Below are 22,864 nucleotides of genomic sequence, written 5' to 3'. Positions count from 1 at the left end.
GGTTAGGACATTGAAAGCTAAAGATTTAACAGTTTTGCTAGGCATCATCGGTATTGTGCTTATGATGATTCTGCCTATCCCGTCCTGGCTTTTGGACGTTTTGCTAGTTATTAATATTTCTATAGCATTAATTATCATATTAGTTGCTATGAACACGAAGAATGCGCTCGAATTTTCAATTTTTCCTTCATTATTGCTTGTTACGACATTGTTTCGTCTGTCACTAAACATTTCGACAACGAAATTGATCCTGACTTACGCAGATGCCGGTTCCGTGGTATCTACTTTCGGAAGCTGGATCGCCGGTGGACAAATTGCCGTTGGATTTATCGTGTTTCTGATTTTGGTAGTGGTTCAGTTTATTGTTATTACTAAAGGTTCAGAGCGTGTAGCTGAGGTAGGGGCGAGATTTACCTTGGATGCGATGCCCGGCAAGCAGATGAGTATTGATGCCGATCTTAACGCAGGCATGATTAATGAAACACAGGCACGTGAGCGTCGCCGCAATGTTGAACGGGAAGCGGATTTTTTCGGAGCCATGGATGGTGCGAGTAAATTCGTTAAAGGAGACGCGATTGCGAGTATCATTATCCTGTTGATCAATCTTATTGGTGGATTTATTATCGGTATGGTTGTGCATGGAATGGATTTCTCCACTGCGTTATCTACTTATTCTGTATTGACGATCGGGGACGGTCTAGTCAGCCAGATTCCTGCTTTGCTCATTTCGACTGCAGCAGGTCTTATCGTTACTAGAGCTTCATCGGAAGGTAATCTGGCAGAAGAATTAACAGGTCAGTTACTCTCCTATCCAAAGTTGTTATATATTGTTGCAGTTACTGTTGCTTTTCTAGGTCTCTTTACACCTATACATATGATTACTACGCTCCCGCTAGCTGGTTTGCTGGCTTTTGCAGCCTATAGTATGGGACAAAATTTAAATCGAAAACAGATTGCCGAAGAGCAGCTTGTTGAAGAGAAACAGATTGAAGAGGTACGAAGTCCGGAAAGTGTAATTAATTTACTCTCTGTAGATCCTATTGAATTCGAGTTCGGCTACGGTCTTATACCTTTGGCAGATACAGGTCAGGGTGGAGATTTACTAGATCGTATCATCATGATTCGACGGCAATGTGCCCTTGAAATGGGTCTTGTAGTGCCTGTTATTCGCATTCGCGACAATATTCAACTAAAACCGAATGAATATGTCATAAAAATTAAAGGAAATACTGTCGGCGGCGGTGAATTATTACTTAATCACTACTTAGCCATGAGTCCAGGCTATGATGATGAATCTATAAACGGTATTGAGACCATTGAACCATCCTTTGGACTTCCAGCGTTGTGGATTGACGAATCGGTTAAAGAGCGGGCTGAATTGTCAGGTTATACCGTGGTAGATCCGCCATCCGTTGTTGCAACACATTTGACGGAGCTGATTAAGCGTTATGGACATGAGTTGTTAGGACGACAAGAAACTAAGATGTTGGTGGATAACCTAAGAGACAATTATCCTGTGCTTGTTGATGATCTTATTCCTTCGGTATTAGCGATTGGGGATGTGCAAAAGGTACTTGCCAAGCTGCTGCGCGAGAAAATATCGATCAGGGATTTGGTTACTATTTTTGAGACGTTGGCGGATTACGGGACGTACACCAAGGATCCTGATATTCTTACCGAATATGTTCGTCAATCCTTGTCCAGACAGATTACTCAGCAATTCTCGCAAGTTGGAGAGACTCTGAAAGTTATTACGGTAGGACCTAACCTAGAGAAGAAAATTTCTGAGAGTGTGCAGCAATCTGAACAGGGCAGTTATTTGGCATTGGATCCAGCATCGACTCAAACGATCTATCAGCGGTTAAGTGAACAGATCAATCGACTGCTGCAGTCAGGACAACAGCCCATTGTACTCACATCACCAACCATTCGTATGTATTTGCGGCAGGTGATTGAACGGACAATGCAGGATATTCCTGTACTGTCTTATAGCGAACTAGAGCCTAACATTGAAATACAAAGCGTCGGAGTGGTGAATTTATGAGAGTGAAGCGTTATGTGGTCGATACGATGCCTGACGCCATGCATTCCATTCGTAGTGAGCTTGGAAGCGAGGCTGTAATTTTAAGTACTAAAGAAATTAAGATTGGCGGATTTTTAGGATTGTTTAAAAAGAAAAAAATAGAGGTAGTAGCGGCTGTTGAAAAAGCTCAAAAGGAGAGTGCTCCTGAAAAGCCTGTGAAGCCTGCGATGAACATTCCGCGCAGCGCTGTCCCGCAAGCTTACCAAAAAGCTTCATCTTCATCATCTGCTTCTACTGTAACGTTGGAAAAGCCGGAAGAGCCTCGGTCCTTTGCGGAAATCGCCGCTGCCTTGTCGGAAGCTATTGATGTAAAAGAATCGATAACCAAACATCCAGAGCCTGATCAGAAATCGCTTGAATCCAATCCAGATGAAACTACCTCTGTATCAGCCTTATATGAATCTTTAGGGTTAGATCAAACGCCAGAGGTTGCCTCGGCGCTGGAGAATGATGTTCTTCGAGAAATTAGAGATATGAAGCTTTGGATGGAACGAATCGCGAGGCAGTCTTCAGGGGCAAGAGAATTACCGGATAGTCTCCAGCAGCTTAGAGATCTTTTGATTGAGCAGGAGATGGATACTGTACTTGTTGAGGAGTGGATCAGTAATATCTCCGAACGTTGGGCGGATGAAGGGCGTACTTGGGGACCTGAGAAATTTCAGGAGTCCTTAAAAGAACAGCTCGATGGATTCCTGTCAGGGCGAATCGCTGATGGAATTGCACCTGATACCCAAATCGTATATATTGCAGGGCCCACAGGAGTAGGAAAAACTACTACCATAGCCAAGCTTGCGGCTGAACAGCTATTCAAAAACGGACGCAAGGTTGGTTTTATCACCTCTGATACGTATCGAATTTCAGCTGTGGAGCAGTTGCGTACATACGCAGCTATCCTGAATGTTCCGCTAGAGGTTGTACAATCTCCCGGAGATTTACAAAGAGCACTCTTTCGATTGGAGAGTTGTGATCTTGTAATTATGGATACAGCTGGACGGAATTATCGTAATGATATGCTTGTAGCAGAACTGCAAAGCTTGCTAGCGAAGGAATTAAGAAGTGAGACCTATCTTGTACTCAGCTTAACTTCGAAAAGCCGTGATATGAAATTGATTGCAGAGCATTTCGGCAGGTACAAGCTGGATAAAGTTATTTTTACCAAGCTAGATGAGACGGGAAGTTATGGACCACTCTTTAACGTCCTGAATGATTTCCCTCTCACATTATCTTATATGACCAATGGTCAAAATGTACCTGACGATTTATTGATGGCTTCCAAAGAACAACTTAGTGAGATGCTTCTTGGAACAGGTGAATCATGATGGATCAGGCACAATCCTTGAGACAGCTTGTATCCAGTCAGGAGCCTAAACTAGCTGAAAAAGGGGAAACATCCGCCCGTATCATTACTGTTTGTAGTGGTAAAGGTGGCGTAGGGAAATCGAATTTCACACTTAATTTCGCTTTAACTTTAAAAGCAATGGGAAAGAGAGTATTGCTGTTCGATGCGGATATTGGCATGGCTAACATAGACGTGTTAATGGGCGTGTCGGCGAAGTATAACCTATATCATCTGTTAAAAAGAGAAGCGGATATTGAGCAGATTATTCAGTTAGGACCGAACGGGCTTCCTTTTATAGCTGGTGGATCGGGCATGGATGAGTTATTTTCTCTTTCGGAATCGGACCTTAATTATTTCACAGCCCAGATAGCCCTTATTGCGGACAGCATGGATTATATTTTGTTCGATACAGGTGCTGGATTATCTAAGGAAACGATGAAGTTTATAACCTCTGCGGACGATTGCCTAGTAGTTACAACACCAGAGCCAACTGCTATAACAGACGCTTACGCATTAATGAAGGTTGTGAATCGGACGTATCCGGAGATTTCTTTTAAACTGATTGTGAATCAAGCGGGTGATGAGAGAGAAGCATCAGTGACAAGTGATAAGATCCGTATGGCGGCCAGTCGTTTTTTGCAATTAGATGTTTCCTATCTTGGTCATATAAGCTCAGATGCCCATGTAGTGCAGGCTGTCAAAAGGCAGACGCCATTTTCATTGGCTTTTCCAAACAGTGTTGCTGCAAAAGATATACATCGGCTAGCCCTAAGTTATTTGACCATAGATGGTAAAAAAGAAACAAAAGTTCAAGGCATTAAAGGTTTTATCCATAAATGGTTAAAGCGAAGTAAATAATTGTTCTGAATCTGGAACAGAGGTGGAAATGATATGAAGCCATATAAAGTTTTGGTTGTTGATGATTCTGCATTTATGCGCAAGATCATTTCCGATTTAATTGAAAATGACGCTGACTTTCAGGTGACGGCAACAGCCACAAATGGTCGCGAGGCTATCGAGAAAATAAATAAACTTCGGCCGGATCTAGTTACTATGGATGTGGAAATGCCGGAGATGAACGGCCTGGAAGCGCTGAAAATAATAATGGCGTCAGATCCGCTGCCAGTGATTATGCTGTCAGGCATCAATGAAGAGGGCATGAAGGAAACCATTCTTGCACTGGAATGGGGCGCTTTTGATTTCATTCGTAAACCTTCAATATCAAATTCCCAGGATATAACGGGCGTAGGGGAATCCCTAAGGGAGCAAATGAAAGAAGCTATGTTGGCTCGAGAGCAACGTGAAGCGCGAGCATCTGCTTTTAGGATGCCTGACATCACGCCTTTAGAGCCATTACTGCCGACTGCACCGAGATTGTTACCGGACAAATCCAAGGCAGCACTTAAATCTTCTCTCAAAGATGAAGAAATGAGAAAACCTCGGGGGAAACAGCCAGTAGATAGTACTATCCCTAAAAAAGCAACCAAACCAATCATCTCTGCTAAAACACCGTTAATCGAAAAGTCTAAACCAAAGACTAAAGTAGAGAATAAACCAATTCCGCCCAAACCGGTGATAGAGTCTTTAGTGGAGGTATCTACTGAGTCTCCGGGACTTTCTCCAGATCGAATGGTTGGTAGCAAGAATTTGCACAAATTAGTTGCTGTCGGTTGTTCTACAGGCGGACCTCGTGCACTGAAGGTACTCCTGGAGAAAATTCCAGCGGATTTTCCAGCTCCTATTGTCATTGTGCAGCATATGCCGCCTAACTTTACGAAATCACTAGCCCAGCGTCTGAATACATTCAGTCCGCTAGAAGTGTTAGAAGCAGAGCAGGGGATGATATTACGAAAAGGAGCAGCCTACATTGCGCCTGGAGGCTATCATTTACAAGTTACACCCACATCTAAAGGGCAATATGCAGTTGTACTCACGAAGGAGGAGGCGCGAAATGGCCACCGACCTTCAGTGGATGTTTTATTCGAATCATTGCTTCCACTCACATCTCTAGATCGGCACGTGTTGCTGATGACAGGGATGGGGAGTGATGGTGCTAGGATGATGAAATCTCTCTATGACTCAGGGGTTACCTCAACATTTGCTGAAAGTGAAGAGACCTGTGTCGTTTACGGGATGCCGCGATCTGCGGTGGAATTGCAGTGCGTCAAATATGTACTGCCTTTGCAAGAAATTGCTCCAAGGCTAGTGCAAGCCGTTAAATAACGGAAAAGCGAACTCGAAGGGGAGGTGCTCTACTATGGACATGAACCAATATTTATCCATGTTTATTGATGAGTCGAATGATCATCTGCAGTCATTGAACGAGAGCATGATGGGATTGGAAGCGAATCCTGAGGATCTTAGTATCGTCCAGGTAATATTCCGCTCTGCGCACACTTTAAAAGGTATGGCAGCGACTATGGGCTTTGAAGATTTGGCCTCACTTACACACCAAATGGAGAATGTGTTAGATCTTGTACGTAATAACAAGCTGCGCATGCAGGATTTCATTTTTGATACGTTATTCAAAAGTTTGGATGCCTTAGAGTCTATGGTTGAGGATATTACTAGAGGTGGCGAAGGTAAAGCAGATGTATCAGCCATTGTCTCATCCCTGCAGGCTATCGTCCGGGGTGAGATTCCAGTTGAAGGCGGAGCAGCCTCTGCTGCTAATACGTCTGATGCACAAGCAGCTGAAACTCCGATTCATTTAGATGAGTTCCAATTTTCTGTTCTAGAACAATCGATTCAGGAAGGGCATCATGCATTGTATGTAGATGTAACGATCCGCAAGGATTGCCAACTTAAGGCTGTACGTGCATACATGGTGTTTGATCTGCTCGAACGTTCGGGTGAAGTAGTTAAATCCTTCCCATCTGTTCAAGATATAGAACAAGAGAAATTTGACCAAAGCTTCTCACTCTATTACATAACCCAAAAAAACGCTGATCAGATTCAGGCAATGATTATGAATTTGTCTGAAATTGATAAAGTAACAGCAGTAGCACTAGATCAAGAATCCTTGAAAATGCTTGGTCAAGAATCGGCAGCTGCCGTGTCAGAGGTTGCCGCAACAGCCACTATAGAGGAAACAGCTCCTGCTGCTCCAGTAGCATCTAAACCGTTGCCTACCAAAGATGAAGGTAATAAGCCGGGAGCAACCAAAACTGGAGGAGCGCCTTCACGTACGATCCGCGTAGATATCGAACGCTTAGACGTGCTCATGAATCTATTTAGTGAACTTCTGATCGACAGAGTTCGTTTAGAGCAGCTGGCTTCAGAGGTTCAGAATGGTGATCTTACGGAAACCGTCGAGCATATGGGCAGAGTAAGCGGAGATCTCCAGAATATTGTGATGAAGCTTCGGATGGTTCCAGTAGATACCGTATTTAACCGTTTCCCGCGTATGGTTCGTGATCTAGCTAAGTCGCTGGATAAGAAAGTAGATCTAATTGTAACGGGTGCCGAAACCGAGCTTGACCGGACGGTAATTGATGAAATTGGTGATCCACTTGTGCATTTATTGCGTAATGCGGTTGATCACGGTATTGAATCTATTGCTGATCGTATTGCTGCTGGTAAACCAGAGACTGGGACAGTTCATCTACGTGCTTTCCACAGCGGAAATCATGTCTTCATTGAAATTGAGGAAGATGGAACAGGTATTTACCCAGAGAAGGTTTTGAAGTCTGCTGTGAAAAAAGGCGTGATCACGCAAGAGCAGGCGGCAAATATGACGGATGATGAAGCTTATCAACTACTATTTGCACCAGGGTTCAGCACGGCAGAAGTTATTTCTGATGTCTCAGGTCGTGGCGTAGGACTGGATGTTGTTAAAGCTAAGATTTCTTCACTGGGTGGTAATGTAACAATCTATTCTTCACCAGGTAAAGGAACGAATTTCTCAGTACAGCTGCCACTTACGCTATCCATTATTGCGGCCATGCTTATTCGATTGGGCTCTGAGAAGTACGCCATTCCATTATCCTCTATTGTGGAAACTGGAATCGTGAAGAACACTCAAATCCGTACGATTCATGGCAACAAAATGTTAGAGTTCCGGAATTCTCATATTCCACTAGTCTCTCTTAGTCGTCTATTTTCGGTGCCTGATTATGATGAGAGTACTGAAGAAGAGACAGAGATCGTAGTTGTACGTAAGGGAGAACGTCTTGTGGCCTTGGCTGTACAGGATTTTATTGGTCAGAACGAGATTGTTATCAAGAATCTGGGTAAATATTTACCTGAAATTCAAGGGATATCTGGCGCAACGATACTTGGAGATGGCCAAGTCGCACTTATTATTGATCCGAACGCTTTTATTAAATAACTAGGATAGAACAGGGAGGTTCGTTCCATGGCTGAAGATATTAAAGTGATAGTGTTCAAATTAGGCTCAGAGGAATACGGTATCGAAGTTGAGAAGGTACAAACCATTGAGCGCATGATGCCAATAACTCGTGTACCTAAAACGTATTCTTTTATCAAGGGTGTAATTAATTTACGTGGTGTTGTTATCCCTGTGATTGACCTTCGAGGTCGCTTTGGGATCGAAGAGGCGGAGCAAACAGATCAGTCTCGTGTAATTATCGTATCTGTTAATGAAATGGAAGTAGGTTTCATTGTAGATTCAGCAAATGATGTAATAGATTTGAACAGGGATTCTATCGATACACCTCCAGATGTTGTTGGCGGCATCAAAGCGAAGTATTTAGATGGGGTGGCCAAGATAGGTGAAGAGCGCTTGCTGATCATGCTTAATCTGTCAGAAGTGCTTAACAAAAACGAAATCGTTCAATTAGAAAGCCTAGAGGGCTAACCTGTGGAATTATTTAAGCACTATAAGGATTTTAAAATGGATGTGCTTAAGGAAGTCGGGAATATTGGAGCTGGGAATGCAGCCACCGCATTATCACAGCTCTTGAATAAGCCGATTGATATGGCTGTTCCCAAGGTACAGCTTCTCAACTTTGAAGAGATAACGGACAAAGTTGGTGGAGCTGAAGAACTAGTATATGCAGTTTTCTTACGTGTGGAGGGAGAAGCTCCGGGCAACCTATTTTTCATTCTTTCCCCGGAAGCCGCTTTGAACTTACTCAGTCGCATTGCAGGTATCGAGATTTTGAGTGACCAAGAACTTGGAGAAATGGAACTTTCCGCGCTGAGTGAAATTGGAAATATATTAGCAGGATCGTACTTATCTTCTCTTGCAGACTTTACCTCACTTTCTATGTATCCAACAGTTCCTGCACTTGCTATGGATATGGCTGGAGCCATCCTAAGCTACGGTTTGCTGCAATTTGGGCAAATGGGTGACGATGCATTGTTGATCGATACTACCTTTTTTGAGGGGAAAAACGAAATTGAAGGGCAATTTTTCCTTATTCCCGATCCGGAATCATTCCCGAAAATCTTCAAATCGCTAGGAGTTCCGTTTGAAAATGATTGAAGAACAAAGCATCATTAAAGTAGGGATGGCAGATCTTAACATTGGAAGCCAGGATAGTTTGATTCGTACAACGGGTCTTGGCTCCTGCGTGGGATTGACATTGTTTGACCCTGGAAAAAAACTCGCGGGAATGGCGCATGTGATGCTCCCTACTTCTGAGATTGCTAGGGAAGGGCAATTAAACATCGCTAAGTTTGCAGATACTGCAGTGCCGGAGCTCTTATCCCGTTTGCTGGAGCTTGGTGCGGTTCGGAGTCGGATCGTAGCCAAGATGGCAGGAGGATCACAAATGTTTGCCTTTGCCGGGGGGAGCGACACCATGAGGATCGGGCCTCGTAATGTTGAATCTTGTAAACTTGCTCTTGAGAATTTGAAAATTCCGTTAATTGCGGAAGACACGGGCGGTAATTATGGCCGTACGATAGAAATTGCCTGCAACACTGGTGTATTGTTCATCCGCAGTGTGCAAAAAGGCGCTAAGGAAATATAAATATGAAAATGATAGGAAACATTTTTATAAACTTGCTGTTTGGTTTGATAGGTTTTGTATTCACATTTTTTGTAACCTACAGTAATAATGTTCTCGGTACTAGTTTATTACGAAGCCTATTAGGATTTATCATCTGGTTTCTGCTTGCTTTCCTCCTAAGATGGGTATTGGGTTTTATCGTGTATCAATCATCGCCTCCGGATGAACAGGATGTTGAGGGAGAAGAACTTGGTGCAAAGCTAGACATCAGTACCCCTAATGAGGATGAAGAGTTAATTAATCTACTCAAACCGAAGCCAGGACAAGGGAGTGGGAACAGTGAGGGGTTCAAGCCTCTTACACCCCCAAAACTAGTCTCTATGAAAGATCCTGAAGAATTGGCCAAGGCCGTTCGTCACCTGAAAGAAGAATAAGCGAGCGCTGTGGCGGAATCGGTTATCTTAAATATAAGAAAGTATAAGTTTCACTTTATACATTATCCTTATATTTCTCGCATAAACGCTACCGTCCTCATAAGGATGCCGAAGGCGTTTATGCTTGTGACTAGGCAGGTTTCGCCGCGACAAGCTCTCTGACTAAACTTTGGGAAGGGTGAAAGCTATTGAACGAGCGTAAAGCTTCTCAATTGGAAACTGACGAGCTATGGGAACAGTGGAAAGAACACAGTGACCCTGAAGCCAAAAAGAAGCTGATAGAGAGTTATCTCCATATTGTTGATTATGTATCCAGCCGTTTGGCTGTGGGATTGCCCAAAAATGTATCTAAAGATGATCTAGCCAGCAATGGAGTAATGGGATTAATTGATGCGATTGAAAAATTCGACTACAAACGGGGATTGCAGTTTCAGACCTATGCTTCCTGGCGCGTACGTGGTGCGATTTTAGATTCCTTACGTCAAAGTGATTGGGTCCCTAGATCTGTGCGAGAAAAAGCTAAAAAAATCGAGGACGCTTATCAGCAGTTGGAACAGAAGTATTTGAGATCCGTTAGTGATGAGGAAATGAGTCTATACCTGAATATTAGTGTAACTGAATTTCAAAATATGTTGCAGGATGTGGCTGTAATGTCACTATGTTCACTGGAAGACCCGATTCGTGAAGAGGAATCAGAGACCCGAATGTCCATACTGGTGGACGATAAAGCTAAGAATCCGGATAGCAAGGTAAATGAGTTCTACTTACGCGAAGCCCTCACCAAAGGTATTGAGAAATTAACGGTGAAAGAACGGACCGTTGTGTCCCTTTTATATTATGAAGATTTATCATTGAGCGAAATCGCAGAGGTCATGTCACTATCTCCTTCACGGATTTCGCAGCTTCATTCCAAGGCTATTTTGCGGCTGAGGGGAACGCTTGAGAAGAATCGCGATCTACTTATGCAGAACGATTAACCGTTAGTGGTGACAAGGGGGAGCAAAATTGATCGGTCAAAATGCTTTGGATCAGTACTTAAGTATTACTTTTTCGGATGACAAAGGGATCGCGTATTTGCAGTTCTCCAAAAAGGATGAGAATTTTTCCTGCACTCCTACAGAATTGGAAAGCTTCCTGCACAGTCACAATATTCGCTACGGGGTCCAGCGTGATATTGTTGGACGTATTTGTAGTCATCCGGAGGAGTTTTTTTGGAGTAAAGTCGCTATTGCTACAGGTGAACCTGCAGTAAATGGAGTCGACGGAAGTATTATGCTTACTGTTGATCTGGAAGAGGATCGCAAGCCGCTTGAAAAAGCGGATGGTAAGGTGGATTATAAGGATTTAGTTCGGCTTCGTAACGTCCTCAAAGGAAAGCTGATAGCTAGAATTATCCCTGCTCAGCCTGGTAAGCATGGTAAGACTGTAACTGGTGATGAGCTTGCTTTCAGAGCTGGAAGGGAAGCTCATTTTAAAGTGGGTAAGAACGTACTCGTTGATAACAATGGAACCTCGATGTATGCCGCAATTGACGGTCTTGTTACTTTAACTGATAGCGGTAAAATCAATGTATTTCCTGTGTATGAAGTGAATGGTGATGTGGACTACAGTACTGGGAACATTGATTTTGTAGGTACCGTTGTTATTCGAGGAAACGTACTTTCAGGATTTTCTGTAAAATCCGCCGGTGATATTCGTGTGGTTGGTGGAGTTGAAGGAGCGGAATTAATCTCTGGAGGATCGATCGAAATTACGGGTGGAATTATCGGCTATAACAAAGGACATGTAACTGCTGGGAAAAATGTTAAGGTCTCTTTCATTCAAGATGGTAATGTAACAGCTGGTGAAGATGTCATTGTATCCCAGAGCATTATGCATTCCAATATACGCGCGGGCAGAGACGTTCTTTGTAATGGGGCTAAGGGATTGATAGTTGGCGGAACTGTACAGTCTGGGGAAAGAGTCGTAGCACGTACCATAGGCAATACCATGTCCACAGCGACTTCTATTGAGGTAGGAGTAGTACCTGAGCTCAGAAATGAGATTAACGAGCTGCGTCAATCACTGCGTCAATTACTTGAAAATGAGGACAAAACGTCTAAAGCGTTGTATCTATTAAATCAATTGGCAACTAATGGTCAACTCCCTGCAGATAAAGTGGCACTTCGCGTTAAATTGAATGCTACCAAACAGTCTCATCAACGTGAGGAAAAAAGAATTAAAGAACGTGTACTAGAGATTGAAAGAATGCTAGAAGATACAGGCAGAGCTAGAGTTGAAGTGATCAAAACGATCTATGGCGGATCCAAAATTATGATCGGTAGATATACACGATTTGTAAAGGACCCCACAGAACGAGTTGTGTTTGTTTATAGTGAAGGTGATATATCCTTAACGCCATACAATTAATCGGGCGGGCAGCAATAGCGGCCGGCCATTCTTGAAATATAAGAAAGTATAAGTTTCATGTTATACATTATCCTTATATTTTTACGAGAAACAGTTATCGTCTTCAAAAGACGACAACATCGTTTCTTCTTATGAGAAGAGGGTTATGATGAGCCTAAAACCAGTGGAACTGCAAATTGCACTACCTCGGACTACGGAAGCGGGTAAGGTTCAGAATGAATCTCAGCAGCGCCCCGCTATTGATCAGCATCAACTGGCCGGACAAAATGTGAAACAAAGTCAGGAAATGACCATGCGAAGCGCTGAAGTGGATGAATCTTCTGAATCTGCTTTACGCGATGGCGGAGATAAAGGCAATCATCATTCCGGAGGGAATCCTTCCTCGGAGAAACGTTCGAAGTCAGGCACTCGTGATGCGGAACATCCTTACAAAGGACAGCGCATTGATCTGAGTCTTTAATAAGTAATTATATTTGATATGTAAAAGGAGATAAGGCACTTGCAACCATGGGTGTATATTGTGCTAGTAGGTGTCGCCGCTATTCTTTATGCCCTTTTACTTCCAGCACGTATGAAGGAAGGAAAAGCAGAGCAGCAAAGCCTCAAAGAAACGGAGGCTGCGCTTGAGCTATATATGGCTGACATAGAGCGCGAGAATGAAGAGCTAGCACAGTTGGTCAGCAGTATTAAACAGCAATCACAAACTAATCATGTAGCAATGCAAGGGCAGATTAGTGATTTACAGCATCAATTGACAGAATTACAGCAAAGCTCTTTATTATTAGAGGGCCGAGTAACTAACGAAGAAAAGCGGTTAAGAGAGTTGGAAGTTTTGGTTGAGAAGGGTTCGTATGCTAAGGTTGCGTTGATCGGAGACCCGTCTGCCGGAGCAGAATTGAGTTCAATACAACCAGAAGTGAAAGCGAAACCTATTAGTTCTATTAAATTGCGATATCCACGATTATTTGAACTACATGAGCAGGGGAAATCGATAGACTCCATTGCCAAGACGGCTGGACTTCAGCGGGGAGAAGTGCAACTGATTCTGCAACTCGCCAAACAGGAGGAATCGGTATGATGAAGAACCGTTCTTTTTTGTTCGGTCTTGGCACAGGGCTAATTGCAGGCGCACTATTACTTCAGTTAATGATATCCGGTGGAGCGGCTCCACTCACCAAGGAACAGGTAATACAAGGTGCTGAGAAATTGAACTTGAAGGTTATCGACGAATCTACTGAACCTCCTTCTGATGAGTCTGCTTTGGATGACGCTGTTCAAGGTGAGAAGACAGACGGCGTTAAAGAGGGAAGTACGGAGAACGTGGAACCTTCTAAGCCTACAGTAGCGGCTTCTCCCGCTCCTGTAGTATCTCCTACAGTATCTGAAAACCCTAATAAGGTTGTCCCTCCTAAAGAGCCCTCAACGCCTAAAGAAGGCACTATTGAGAAGCCAGAGGTCACTACTGCACCATCTGCTGTTGCACCTGATAAGCCTAATGCCACTGCGAATGCAGGGGTTGTTGTTCGTATACCTTCAGGTAGCACACTGACAAAAACAGCAGATATTTTGGAGAAGGCTGATGTCATTAAGGACAAGGCTAGTTTTCTTAAAGCGGCCAATCAACGCCAGATCAATACGAAGATTCAATCGGGTTCTTATACCTTTAATAAAGACGAGAGTCTAGATTCTATACTAGAAAAATTAATAAGTTTTCAATGATCGTTGCATACACTAATAAAATATGGTATAGTAATTGACGGTGTTAAAACACACGCCGGTTGATTTCGACAAGGGGTGCTTTCTTCTGAAGAAAGTCTTGCTGAAAGATGACGCACGGCGGAGGAGACACACAATAAACCAAACTTAGGAGGTGTGTGAAGATGGCAGTAATCTCCATGAAACAGCTTCTAGAAGCTGGGGTACACTTCGGTCACCAGACTCGTCGTTGGAACCCAAAGATGGATCGTTATATCTTCACTGAAAGAAACGGAATTTACATTATTGACTTGCAAAAAACAGTCAAGAAGGTAGAAGAAGCTTACAACTTTGTAAAAAGCGTCGCTGGTGACAACGGCACAATCCTATTCGTAGGAACAAAGAAACAAGCACAAGATTCCGTAAAAGAAGAAGCAGAACGTTCCGGTATGTTCTTCATTAACCAACGTTGGTTGGGCGGAACTCTTACTAACTTCCAAACTATCCAAAAACGTATTGATCGTTTGAAGAAATTGGAATCTTGGGAAGAGGACGGCACTTTCGAAGTTCTACCTAAGAAAGAAGTTATCCTTCTTCGCAAAGAGAAAGATCGTCTTGAGAAATTCTTGGGCGGTATCAAGAACATGAAAGGTCTACCAAGCGCGTTGTTCATCATTGACCCGCGTAAAGAGCGTATTGCAGTTGCAGAAGCTCGCAAATTGGGTATTCCAATCGTAGCTATCGTTGATACTAACTGTGATCCAGACGAAATCGACTACGTAATTCCAGGTAACGACGACGCTATCCGCGCCGTGAAATTGTTGACTGGTAAAATGGCAGACGCTGTTGTTGAAGCTCACCAAGGCGAAGACACAACTACTGCTTAAGTAGCGACTAACACATACAAGAACTTAAATGAAAAGGGTGGTTGGCAGGTGGATAACCTCTCACTGCCCTTTTTTTAGGATAAAAGCCTTGAATAATGTAAGAAAACGACAATTACCTGGAGGGAATAAACAATGGCAGTTGATGCAAAAGCAGTAAAAGAACTTCGTGAAAGAACAGGCGCTGGTATGCTTGATTGTAAAAAAGCGCTTGAAGAAGCTAATAACGATATCACTAAAGCGGCTGAATTGCTTCGTGAAAAAGGTTTGTCCGCAGCAGCAAACAAAGCAGGACGTATTGCTACTGAAGGCGTTGTAGAATCTTACATCCACGCTGGCGGCCGTATTGGTGTACTTGTAGAAATCAACTGCGAAACTGACTTTGTAGGTAAAACAGATTCCTTCAAGGATTTTGCTCGCGATATCGCTATGCAAATCGCTGCAGCAAACCCACGTTATGTTCGTCGTGAAGAAGTTCCGCAAGAAGATGTAGAAAAAGAAAAAGAAATCCTGAAAGCTCAAGCTTTGAACGAAGGTAAGCCTGAGAAAATCATTGAAAAAATGGTTGAAGGACGTATTGGTAAATATTACGAAGAATATTGCTTGCTTGAGCAAACCTTCGTTAAAGACCCAGACAAAACGATCTCCCAATTGCTGAACGAAAAAATCAGCACAATCGGAGAAAACATCTCGATCCGTCGTTTTGCTCGTTTTGAACTAGGCGAAGGTTTGGAAAAGAAAGTGGATAACTTTGTTGAAGAAGTTATGGCACAAGTAAATAATTAATATCAGCTTCATCATAAATGTGAAGAATTGAATAAAGGCAAGCATCAGAAGAGCGGAACACGTACACGTAGTGTTCCGTCTTTTGCAGAAAGTGAGGGTATACATTTGGAACAGCCGGTATTTAAGAGAGTAGTCCTTAAGGTAAGTGGAGAGTCTTTGGCAGGACAAAACGGATATGGTATTGATGCCGACATGATTATTTCCATCGCTGAACAGATCAAGGAAGTTGTAGAGCTTGGCGTTCAGGTTGCGATTGTTTGTGGTGGAGGTAACATTTGGCGCGGGATCGCTGGTAGTGCAAGTGGCATAGATCGCGCTACTGCAGATTATATGGGCATGCTGGCAACAGTAATGAATTCACTTGCTCTGCAGGATGCATTAGAACAAATCGATGTGCCAACAAGAGTGCAGACTTCGATCTCGATGCAGCAAATTGCTGAACCATATATTCGTCGTCGTGCGATTCGCCACTTGGAGAAGGGCCGTGTTGTTATTTTTGCAGCAGGCACAGGTAACCCTTTCTTCTCTACAGATACTACTGCAGCACTTAGAGCAGCAGAAATCGAAGCAGAAGTTATTCTGATGGCGAAGAACAAGGTTGATGGTGTATATTCAGCAGATCCGTTTAAGGACAGCACAGCCGAGAAATTTGAACAGCTCACTTACATGGATGTTCTGAACAAAAACCTTGGTGTTATGGATTCCACAGCTTCATCTCTATGCATGGATAATAATATACCGCTCATTGTATTTGCCATTACTGAACAAGGCAATATCAAACGTGTCGTTCTCGGTGAGAAGATCGGGACGATTGTTAAAGGGAGTGTAGATTAATGCCACAATCGGTCAAAAAAAATGCCGAAGAGCGTATGGAAAAAGCGATTTCATCGCTGAAACGTGACTTGGCAACATTGCGTGCAGGACGTGCAACAACATCACTGCTAGATCGCATTCAAGTTGAATATTATGGTTCCCCAACTCCAATCAATCAGCTGGCGAACATCAGTACTCCGGATTCCCGGACACTGTTAATCCAGCCGTGGGACAAAACATCGATGTCTGACATTGAACGGGCGATTATGAAATCTGATATCGGTTTGACGCCTGCTAATGACGGCACAATCATTCGTCTTTCTATCCCTCCGCTGACTGAAGAACGTCGGACGGATTTGGTGAAATTGACGAAGAAATTTGGTGAAGAAGCGAAAGTAGCGATCCGCAACATTCGCCGTGATGCCAACGATGATATTAAGAAGATGGAGAAAAACGGTATCTCGGAAGATGAGTCCCGTGGCCATCAGGAAGACATTCAAAAGACAACGGATAAGTTCATAGCCGAGGTCGACAAAGTGCTTGTATCCAAAGAAAAAGAGATTATGGAAGTATAAAGATATTCTAGAGACTTAAGGCCCCTCCGTTAATGGTGGGGTTTGTCTCTTTCTGATAAGAGCTTGGAGGAAACGGAAATGATCAAACGGGTTCAAGCGTGGCTGAGCCGTAAAGACAGGCAACAGCCAGTCGAGATTTCACCGGATAACATTCCCCGGCACGTGGCTGTTATTATGGACGGCAATGGGCGTTGGGCTAAGCGTCGCGGGTTGCCGCGCGTTGTGGGTCATCAGAATGGCATGAAGGCTGTTAAACGTGCTACAATCGCTGCAGACGCACTGGGTGTTGAGTTTTTGACGATGTATGCGTTCTCGACAGAAAATTGGAAACGACCAAAGGAAGAAGTCGATTATCTGATGCGCTTGCCAGTGGAGTTTCTAGCCATTGAGCTTGATGAACTGATTGAGAAGAATGTCCAAGTACGTATGATGGGGGATACTGATGCATTACCTTCATATACACGTAAGGCTATGGAAGAAGCGGTTTCCCGAACACAGGGCAATACTGGACTTATATTGAATTTTGCTCTTAATTATGGGGGACGTAAAGAAATTGAGGACTGCATGCGCAGCATTGGTAAGGACATCCAATCAGGGGCTTTGTCACCGGAAGATATTACGACTGATCTAATCGATAGCCGAATGTTATCTGGTGGGTTACCAGATCCGGATTTGCTTATACGTACAAGCGGAGAAATGCGACTTAGCAATTTCATGCTATGGCAGCTTGCTTATAGTGAGCTGTGGTTTACTGATGTGTATTGGCCTGAATTTGATAAGGAGCATTTGCATCAGGCAGTTGCTGAATATCAACGCCGTACACGCCGTTATGGTGGACTGAAGTAGCTTGATAGGAGATGGAAACCTTTGAAGCAGCGATTGATTACCGGAATTGTTGCCGGAGCACTATTTTTAGGCTTATGCGTGTTGGGAAACTGGCCATACCAGTTGTTACTTACTGCCATGGCTTTTATCGGGTTTTATGAATTTGTGAAAATGATAGGGATACCTGCGCTTTCCGGTTCTACCGTTCTTGGTTATGCAGCCATTCTAAGTTTTATGATCCCTTGGAATTTGCTTGGGATCTCTGCACCCTTATCGTGGGAACAAGGAATTTGGATTCTGCTGCTGTTGTTCCTTTTAGTTACAGTTTTTACTAAAAATAAATTAGATATTCGAGTAACAGCCTTGCTGTTTACTGGTATAGTATACATTGGAATGGGTTTTTCTTATATGGCCATGGCTCGTGCATCGGATGACGGACATGGTTTGTTCTGGACTTTTTTACTCCTTTTCTGCATTTGGGGTAGTGATGCCGGGGCTTACTTTGTTGGAAGAAGCATGGGTAAGAACAAACTTTGGCCTGCCATCAGTCCCAACAAAACGGTGGAAGGTGCAGTAGGTGGGGTACTGATCTCGATGCTAATCGCGATCGTGTTTGCAATATTTGCTCCTGAACATCTAGCGATAGGACGAGCGCTACTTATAGGGCTTTCTTGTGCGGTCTTGGGTCAGCTTGGTGATCTTGTGCAATCTGCCTATAAACGTGCGTATGGTATCAAAGATTCAGGCACACTTCTGCCAGGTCACGGTGGTATTCTTGATCGATGTGACAGCTGGATTATCGTATTTCCATTCGTACATATCCTAACGCTCATGCCTTACTATTAACGGAAGGAGAGGGTATAACTATGAAAAAAATAAGTGTTCTTGGTTCCACAGGTTCGATCGGCACTCAGACTCTAGATGTCATCGCTATGCACCCAGACTCTTTTCAAGTAGATGGCTTGGCAGCTGGAACGAATACAGCGTTATTGCTGGAACAAGTTCGTCGGTTTAATCCTCGTCGTGTTTCTGTTGCAACAAAGGAGTTGGCAGATGAGATTAGATCCAGTCTGCCTTCTGGCATACAGCTATACAGCGGGAATGAAGGTCTTGTTGAGGTGGCAGCTGGTGGAGATGCCGAAATGGTCGTAACGGCTGTTATGGGTAGTGTAGGCCTCCAATCCACGTTAGCTGCGATCGAAGCAGGCAAACATATTGGACTAGCTAATAAAGAGACTTTGGTAACGGCAGGACACCTCGTCACTGATCTAGCTAATCGTAAGGGTGTTAAGTTGTTACCTATTGATAGCGAGCATTCTGCTATTTTTCAGTGCTTAAATGGTGAGAATCTCGCGGATATTGCTTGCATCACTTTAACGGCTTCTGGTGGATCCTTCCGGGATTTCACTCGTGATCAACTCAAGAATGTAACAGTAGAAGATGCACTTCGTCATCCGAATTGGAGCATGGGCGCGAAAATCACGATTGATTCTGCTACAATGGTGAATAAAGGGCTTGAGGTGATTGAAGCGCATTGGCTATTTGGTCTACCTTATGAACAAGTAAATGTACTTTTGCATCCAGAGAGTATCATTCACTCATATGTGGAGTTCCGCGATAGCAGCATTATTGCTCAGCTTGGTAATCCCGATATGCGTGTCCCGATTCAATATGCGCTCACGTATCCCGAACGCTGGGAATCGCCGGCACAGCGTTTGTCGTTAGCTGAAGTTGGACGTTTGACTTTCCGAGAAATGGACTATGAACGATTCCCTGCGCTTAAGCTAGCCATGGATTGTGGAAAAGCTGGAGGGACAGCTACTACTGCTTTTAATGCTGCGAATGAAATTGCTGTTGCTCGATTCTTGAGTCATGAGATCCCATTCCTGCGAATTGAGGAGATCATCGGGGAAGTGCTGCATCGTCATATTAACGAGGACAATCCGAATTTGGAACAAATTGAATCCTGTGATAAGCGTGTTCGTGAGCTGGCAGCAACGCTGTAGAACGTAGTGAAATCTCTAGATAAGCTGGAAATACTTACTTTGCCCTAAAAATAGGTTGGGACAGTTGATTCTCTTGTGCCTGATCGGAGAATAATGATAAATTAAGAGGACATACTTCGGTCTTACACCTAAAGGGGGATGATACGTTTGGAAATGGTTCAAGTCGTTTTATTAACGGTGCTCATGTTTTTTGTCCTGGTGACTGTACATGAATGGGGTCACTATTATTTTGCCAAACGCGCCGGTATTCTCGTGAGGGAATTTGCTATCGGTTTCGGTCCGAAACTGTTTTCTTATAAACGGAATGAGACACAGTTCACTTTGCGTTTACTGCCTTTTGGCGGTTATGCTCGGATGGCTGGTGAAGATCCGGAAATTATTGAAATTGGCTCAGGACAGACCATTGCAGTAAGACTCGGTCAGGATAATAAAGTAAAAAATATTTATCTGGACGCACTGGATACACGTAAAAATGTAATCCGTGGTGAGGCTTTGCATACTGATCTTGAAAATGATCTGCAAATCCGCTTGGATGTGGATGGCGAAGTTACTACTTATGATGTTCATCCTCAAGCGATGATGATTAAAGGAACGCAACAGACTCAAATTGCGCCTAAAGATCGCCAATTCGGTAGTAAAACCGTGGGTCAGCGTGCATTGGCTATTGTTGCGGGTCCTGTGATGAACTTCCTGTTAGCCTTTGTTCTGTTTGCCATCCATTTGCAAATGGTTGGAATTCCGGTGGAGAATCCTACTTATGTTAAGATCGGTGATGTCTCTGAAGGAATGCCTGCACAAGAGGCGGGATTGCAGAAGGGTGACATTATTGTCTCCATCAACGGTGAGAAGATTGGTGCCGATTACCAAAAAATGATTGACTTAACCTCGGAGTCCAAAGGGAAAGAAATGAAATGGATGCTGCAACGTGGTGATGAGACCCTTAATGTGACTCTCGTTCCTCGTAGCATGGAGGGACAAGAAGGCGGTAAAATCGGGATTACACCTGAGCTTCCTACCCGCAAAGCAGGGGTTGGAGAGACGTTGACAGGTTCAGGTAAAGCTATGGTCGATACGACGGAAGCTATCTTTCTGGGCTTTAAGCAATTGATCAATAAATTCAATATGGATGATATTGGAGGTCCGGTTCGTACCTTTGAAGTAACCGGTCAAATTGCCCAACAAGGCATTCAGTATCTTACCTATTGGGCTGCTATCCTAAGCTTGTATCTGGGGATTTTCAACCTATTGCCGATTCCAGCACTAGATGGAAGCCGTCTGGCGTTCTTAGGTGTGGAGGCATTACGCGGTAAACCTGTAGATCCGAGTCGTGAAGGTATGGTTCACTTTGTCGGATTTGCACTGTTATTTTTATTAATGATTGCTGTTACGTATAATGATATTTTACGTTTGATCAGCGGCTAATTTTCTTCGGGAGGCATTCCATTACATGGCAAAAGATAAGCAATTCGTTACGGAAATCACGCCGCAAAGCGAGGATTTCTCACGCTGGTATATTGATGTTATAAAAAAAGGAGACTTGATGGACTACTCTCCTGTTCGTGGCTGTATCGTATTTAAGCCAGAGGGCTATGAAATATGGGAGCATATTCAGGAGGAAATGAACCGTCGCCTCAAGGAAACTGGGCATCGTAATGCTTATTTTCCAGTGTTCATTCCAGAGAGTTTCTTTCAAAAGGAAAAGGATCATATTGAAGGCTTTAATCCCGAACTGCCATGGGTAACTGAGGCTGGTGGAGACGTGCTTGAAGAACGTCTGGCTGTCCGTCCTACTTCTGAGACCATGTTCGGGCACATGTATTCCAAATGGATTCAGTCCTATCGTGACCTTCCTGTACTTATCAATCAATGGGCGAACGTGGTTCGTTGGGAGAAGCGTACTTTACCATTTATCCGCACTACTGAGTTTCTTTGGCAAGAAGGGCATACTGCGCATGAGAATGAAGCCGAAGCTCGTGAAGAAACCATGAAGATGCTGGATAACTACCGTGATTTTGCCGAGACATTCCTTGCCATTCCGGTGATCACTGGACAAAAGACACCTTCCGAGCGTTTTGCTGGTGCAGTAGATACGTATTCTATTGAAGCGATGATGAAAGATGGACGTGCTGTTCAGGCTGCTACCTCACATTACTTGGGTACCAAGTTTGCAACAGCATTTGAGATCCAGTATTTGAGCCGCGACAATAATTTAGAATATGTGCATACGACCTCATGGGGATCCACTACACGCTTGATTGGTTCGCTAATTATGGTACATGGCGATGACCGTGGTCTTGTTCTGCCACCTAAGGTAGCGCCAACTCAAGTGATTATGATTCCGATCGGACCTCCAAAAACTCGTGAAGCCGTGATTGGACGGACAGACGAGCTGTTCAAGGAGCTGAAGAACGCAGGTGTTCGTGTACGTGTGGATGATCGTTCGGATGTAACGCCAGGTTGGAAGTTCAATGAATATGAAATGCGCGGTATACCTGTGCGCTTGGAGCTTGGACCACGCGATATGGAGAATGGCGTTTGCGTTATCGTATCCCGTGTCACAGGTGAGAAGAAGGTAATTCAGCAGGAGAACCTTGTTGAAGAGGTACAAGCAATGCTCGAGCAGGTTCATAATGAAATGTTCGAACGTGCCCTGAAATTCCGTGAGGACCATTTCTATTCTGTAGATTCCTTGGAAGAAATGAAAGCTTCAATGGAAGAAAAACGCGGCTTTGCACTAGCTGGCTGGTGTGGTTCCGAAGAATGCGAGTCCAAAGTTAAGGAAGAGACAGGTGCGGGTAGCCGTAACATTCCTTTCGATCCGGCGGAGAAGAAACAAGTCTGCATTTGCTGTGGTAAACCAGCTGAGCATACTGTGGTTTTTGCAAAGGCATATTAATCTTTTGGTACCGATTAACAGTCTTGTAGTATTTTAATCTAGCTTCTGGAGAGAGGAGTCAGCGGGCCGAAAAAACCCAATGCTTTTTGAATCCAGAAGCTTTTTAAAATATAAGAATTTATAGGCTTACGTAATAAATTATCCTTTTATTTCTCGCATAAACACTTACCGTCCTCATAAGGACGCCGAAGGCGTTTATGC

General features: G+C 43.7%; 23 protein-coding genes. All 23 read left to right on the top strand.

What is annotated here, in order from left to right; translation table 11 throughout:
- Positions 1 to 10 precede the first annotated feature (10 nt).
- The 23 genes from flhA (at position 11) to proS (ending at position 22,663) form a co-directional block, all read left to right on the top strand.
- Positions 11 to 2,044, top strand: a complete 2,034-nt coding sequence (gene flhA, locus NSS87_RS19245; RefSeq protein ID WP_042189438.1) for a flagellar biosynthesis protein FlhA — start codon at positions 11 to 13, stop codon at positions 2,042 to 2,044.
- Entirely contained in the window at positions 2,041 to 3,402 is a 1,362-nt protein-coding gene (gene flhF / locus NSS87_RS19240; protein ID WP_339242120.1) for a flagellar biosynthesis protein FlhF, read from the top strand. The genes flhA and flhF overlap by 4 nt, the downstream gene beginning before the upstream one ends.
- Positions 3,399 to 4,280, top strand: a complete 882-nt coding sequence (locus tag NSS87_RS19235) for a MinD/ParA family protein (protein ID WP_076285422.1) — start codon at positions 3,399 to 3,401, stop codon at positions 4,278 to 4,280. The genes flhF and NSS87_RS19235 overlap by 4 nt, the downstream gene beginning before the upstream one ends.
- A 33-nt stretch (positions 4,281 to 4,313) precedes the next feature.
- On the top strand, positions 4,314 to 5,645 hold the full coding sequence (locus NSS87_RS19230; protein WP_339242118.1) for a chemotaxis response regulator protein-glutamate methylesterase: 1,332 nt from the start codon (positions 4,314 to 4,316) through the stop codon (positions 5,643 to 5,645).
- A 34-nt stretch (positions 5,646 to 5,679) separates the two neighbouring features.
- The gene (locus tag NSS87_RS19225) at positions 5,680 to 7,752 is read left to right on the top strand and encodes a chemotaxis protein CheA (RefSeq protein WP_042189434.1); all 2,073 of its coding nucleotides are present in this window, start codon (positions 5,680 to 5,682) and stop codon (positions 7,750 to 7,752) included.
- A gap of 27 nt (positions 7,753 to 7,779) precedes the next feature.
- Complete coding sequence (locus NSS87_RS19220; protein ID WP_042189433.1) at positions 7,780 to 8,241, top strand: chemotaxis protein CheW; 462 nt, start codon at positions 7,780 to 7,782, stop codon at positions 8,239 to 8,241.
- 3 nt (positions 8,242 to 8,244) lie between these two features.
- Positions 8,245 to 8,871, top strand: coding sequence for a chemotaxis protein CheC (locus tag NSS87_RS19215; protein ID WP_042189432.1), 627 nt, complete (start codon positions 8,245 to 8,247; stop codon positions 8,869 to 8,871).
- Positions 8,864 to 9,361, top strand: a complete 498-nt coding sequence (locus NSS87_RS19210; protein WP_042189431.1) for a chemotaxis protein CheD — start codon at positions 8,864 to 8,866, stop codon at positions 9,359 to 9,361. The genes NSS87_RS19215 and NSS87_RS19210 overlap by 8 nt, the downstream gene beginning before the upstream one ends.
- Positions 9,362 to 9,363: 2 nt before the next feature.
- Complete coding sequence (locus tag NSS87_RS19205; protein ID WP_052404338.1) at positions 9,364 to 9,774, top strand: hypothetical protein; 411 nt, start codon at positions 9,364 to 9,366, stop codon at positions 9,772 to 9,774.
- Positions 9,775 to 9,962: 188 nt separating this feature from the next.
- Positions 9,963 to 10,751: a FliA/WhiG family RNA polymerase sigma factor gene (locus NSS87_RS19200; RefSeq protein WP_042189430.1), complete on the top strand. Its 789-nt coding sequence runs from the start codon at positions 9,963 to 9,965 to the stop codon at positions 10,749 to 10,751.
- Between the two features lie 28 nt (positions 10,752 to 10,779).
- The gene (locus NSS87_RS19195) at positions 10,780 to 12,183 is read left to right on the top strand and encodes a FapA family protein (protein ID WP_042189429.1); all 1,404 of its coding nucleotides are present in this window, start codon (positions 10,780 to 10,782) and stop codon (positions 12,181 to 12,183) included.
- Positions 12,184 to 12,328: 145 nt separating this feature from the next.
- On the top strand, positions 12,329 to 12,643 hold the full coding sequence (locus NSS87_RS19190) for a hypothetical protein (protein ID WP_231573296.1): 315 nt from the start codon (positions 12,329 to 12,331) through the stop codon (positions 12,641 to 12,643).
- A gap of 39 nt (positions 12,644 to 12,682) precedes the next feature.
- Complete coding sequence (locus NSS87_RS19185; RefSeq protein ID WP_339242114.1) at positions 12,683 to 13,261, top strand: hypothetical protein; 579 nt, start codon at positions 12,683 to 12,685, stop codon at positions 13,259 to 13,261.
- Positions 13,258 to 13,902, top strand: a complete 645-nt coding sequence (locus NSS87_RS19180) for an endolytic transglycosylase MltG (RefSeq protein WP_339242112.1) — start codon at positions 13,258 to 13,260, stop codon at positions 13,900 to 13,902. Before NSS87_RS19185 ends, NSS87_RS19180 begins: the two co-directional genes overlap by 4 nt.
- A 161-nt stretch (positions 13,903 to 14,063) precedes the next feature.
- Positions 14,064 to 14,765: a 30S ribosomal protein S2 gene (gene rpsB / locus NSS87_RS19175; protein ID WP_036688493.1), complete on the top strand. Its 702-nt coding sequence runs from the start codon at positions 14,064 to 14,066 to the stop codon at positions 14,763 to 14,765.
- A gap of 132 nt (positions 14,766 to 14,897) precedes the next feature.
- On the top strand, positions 14,898 to 15,548 hold the full coding sequence (tsf, locus tag NSS87_RS19170) for a translation elongation factor Ts (RefSeq protein WP_042189425.1): 651 nt from the start codon (positions 14,898 to 14,900) through the stop codon (positions 15,546 to 15,548).
- A gap of 105 nt (positions 15,549 to 15,653) precedes the next feature.
- Positions 15,654 to 16,382: a UMP kinase gene (pyrH, locus tag NSS87_RS19165; RefSeq protein ID WP_036688491.1), complete on the top strand. Its 729-nt coding sequence runs from the start codon at positions 15,654 to 15,656 to the stop codon at positions 16,380 to 16,382.
- Positions 16,382 to 16,936 carry a ribosome recycling factor gene (gene frr, locus NSS87_RS19160; RefSeq protein WP_042189424.1) on the top strand — a complete coding sequence of 185 codons (555 nt, stop codon included), beginning with the start codon at positions 16,382 to 16,384 and terminating at the stop codon, positions 16,934 to 16,936. Before pyrH ends, frr begins: the two co-directional genes overlap by 1 nt.
- 78 nt (positions 16,937 to 17,014) lie before the next feature.
- A complete protein-coding gene (locus NSS87_RS19155) occupies positions 17,015 to 17,782 on the top strand; it encodes an isoprenyl transferase (RefSeq protein ID WP_339242111.1) in 768 nt (255 codons plus the stop codon).
- Positions 17,783 to 17,803: 21 nt separating this feature from the next.
- Positions 17,804 to 18,607 carry a phosphatidate cytidylyltransferase gene (locus NSS87_RS19150; RefSeq protein WP_042189422.1) on the top strand — a complete coding sequence of 268 codons (804 nt, stop codon included), beginning with the start codon at positions 17,804 to 17,806 and terminating at the stop codon, positions 18,605 to 18,607.
- Positions 18,608 to 18,627: 20 nt separating this feature from the next.
- Complete coding sequence (locus tag NSS87_RS19145) at positions 18,628 to 19,767, top strand: 1-deoxy-D-xylulose-5-phosphate reductoisomerase (RefSeq protein ID WP_042189421.1); 1,140 nt, start codon at positions 18,628 to 18,630, stop codon at positions 19,765 to 19,767.
- Between the two features lie 147 nt (positions 19,768 to 19,914).
- The gene (gene rseP / locus NSS87_RS19140; protein WP_042189420.1) at positions 19,915 to 21,189 is read left to right on the top strand and encodes an RIP metalloprotease RseP; all 1,275 of its coding nucleotides are present in this window, start codon (positions 19,915 to 19,917) and stop codon (positions 21,187 to 21,189) included.
- A 25-nt stretch (positions 21,190 to 21,214) separates the two neighbouring features.
- Positions 21,215 to 22,663, top strand: a complete 1,449-nt coding sequence (proS, locus tag NSS87_RS19135; RefSeq protein WP_042189419.1) for a proline--tRNA ligase — start codon at positions 21,215 to 21,217, stop codon at positions 22,661 to 22,663.
- The last annotated feature ends 201 nt before the right edge of the window (positions 22,664 to 22,864 follow it).

Origin of the sequence: Paenibacillus sp. FSL F4-0243 (genome assembly GCF_037963295.1) — a bacterium.
Taxonomy (GTDB): domain Bacteria; phylum Bacillota; class Bacilli; order Paenibacillales; family Paenibacillaceae; genus Paenibacillus_AQ.
Note: the sequence above shows the minus strand (reverse complement) of the source record. Positions and strands in the feature narration are given on the sequence as shown.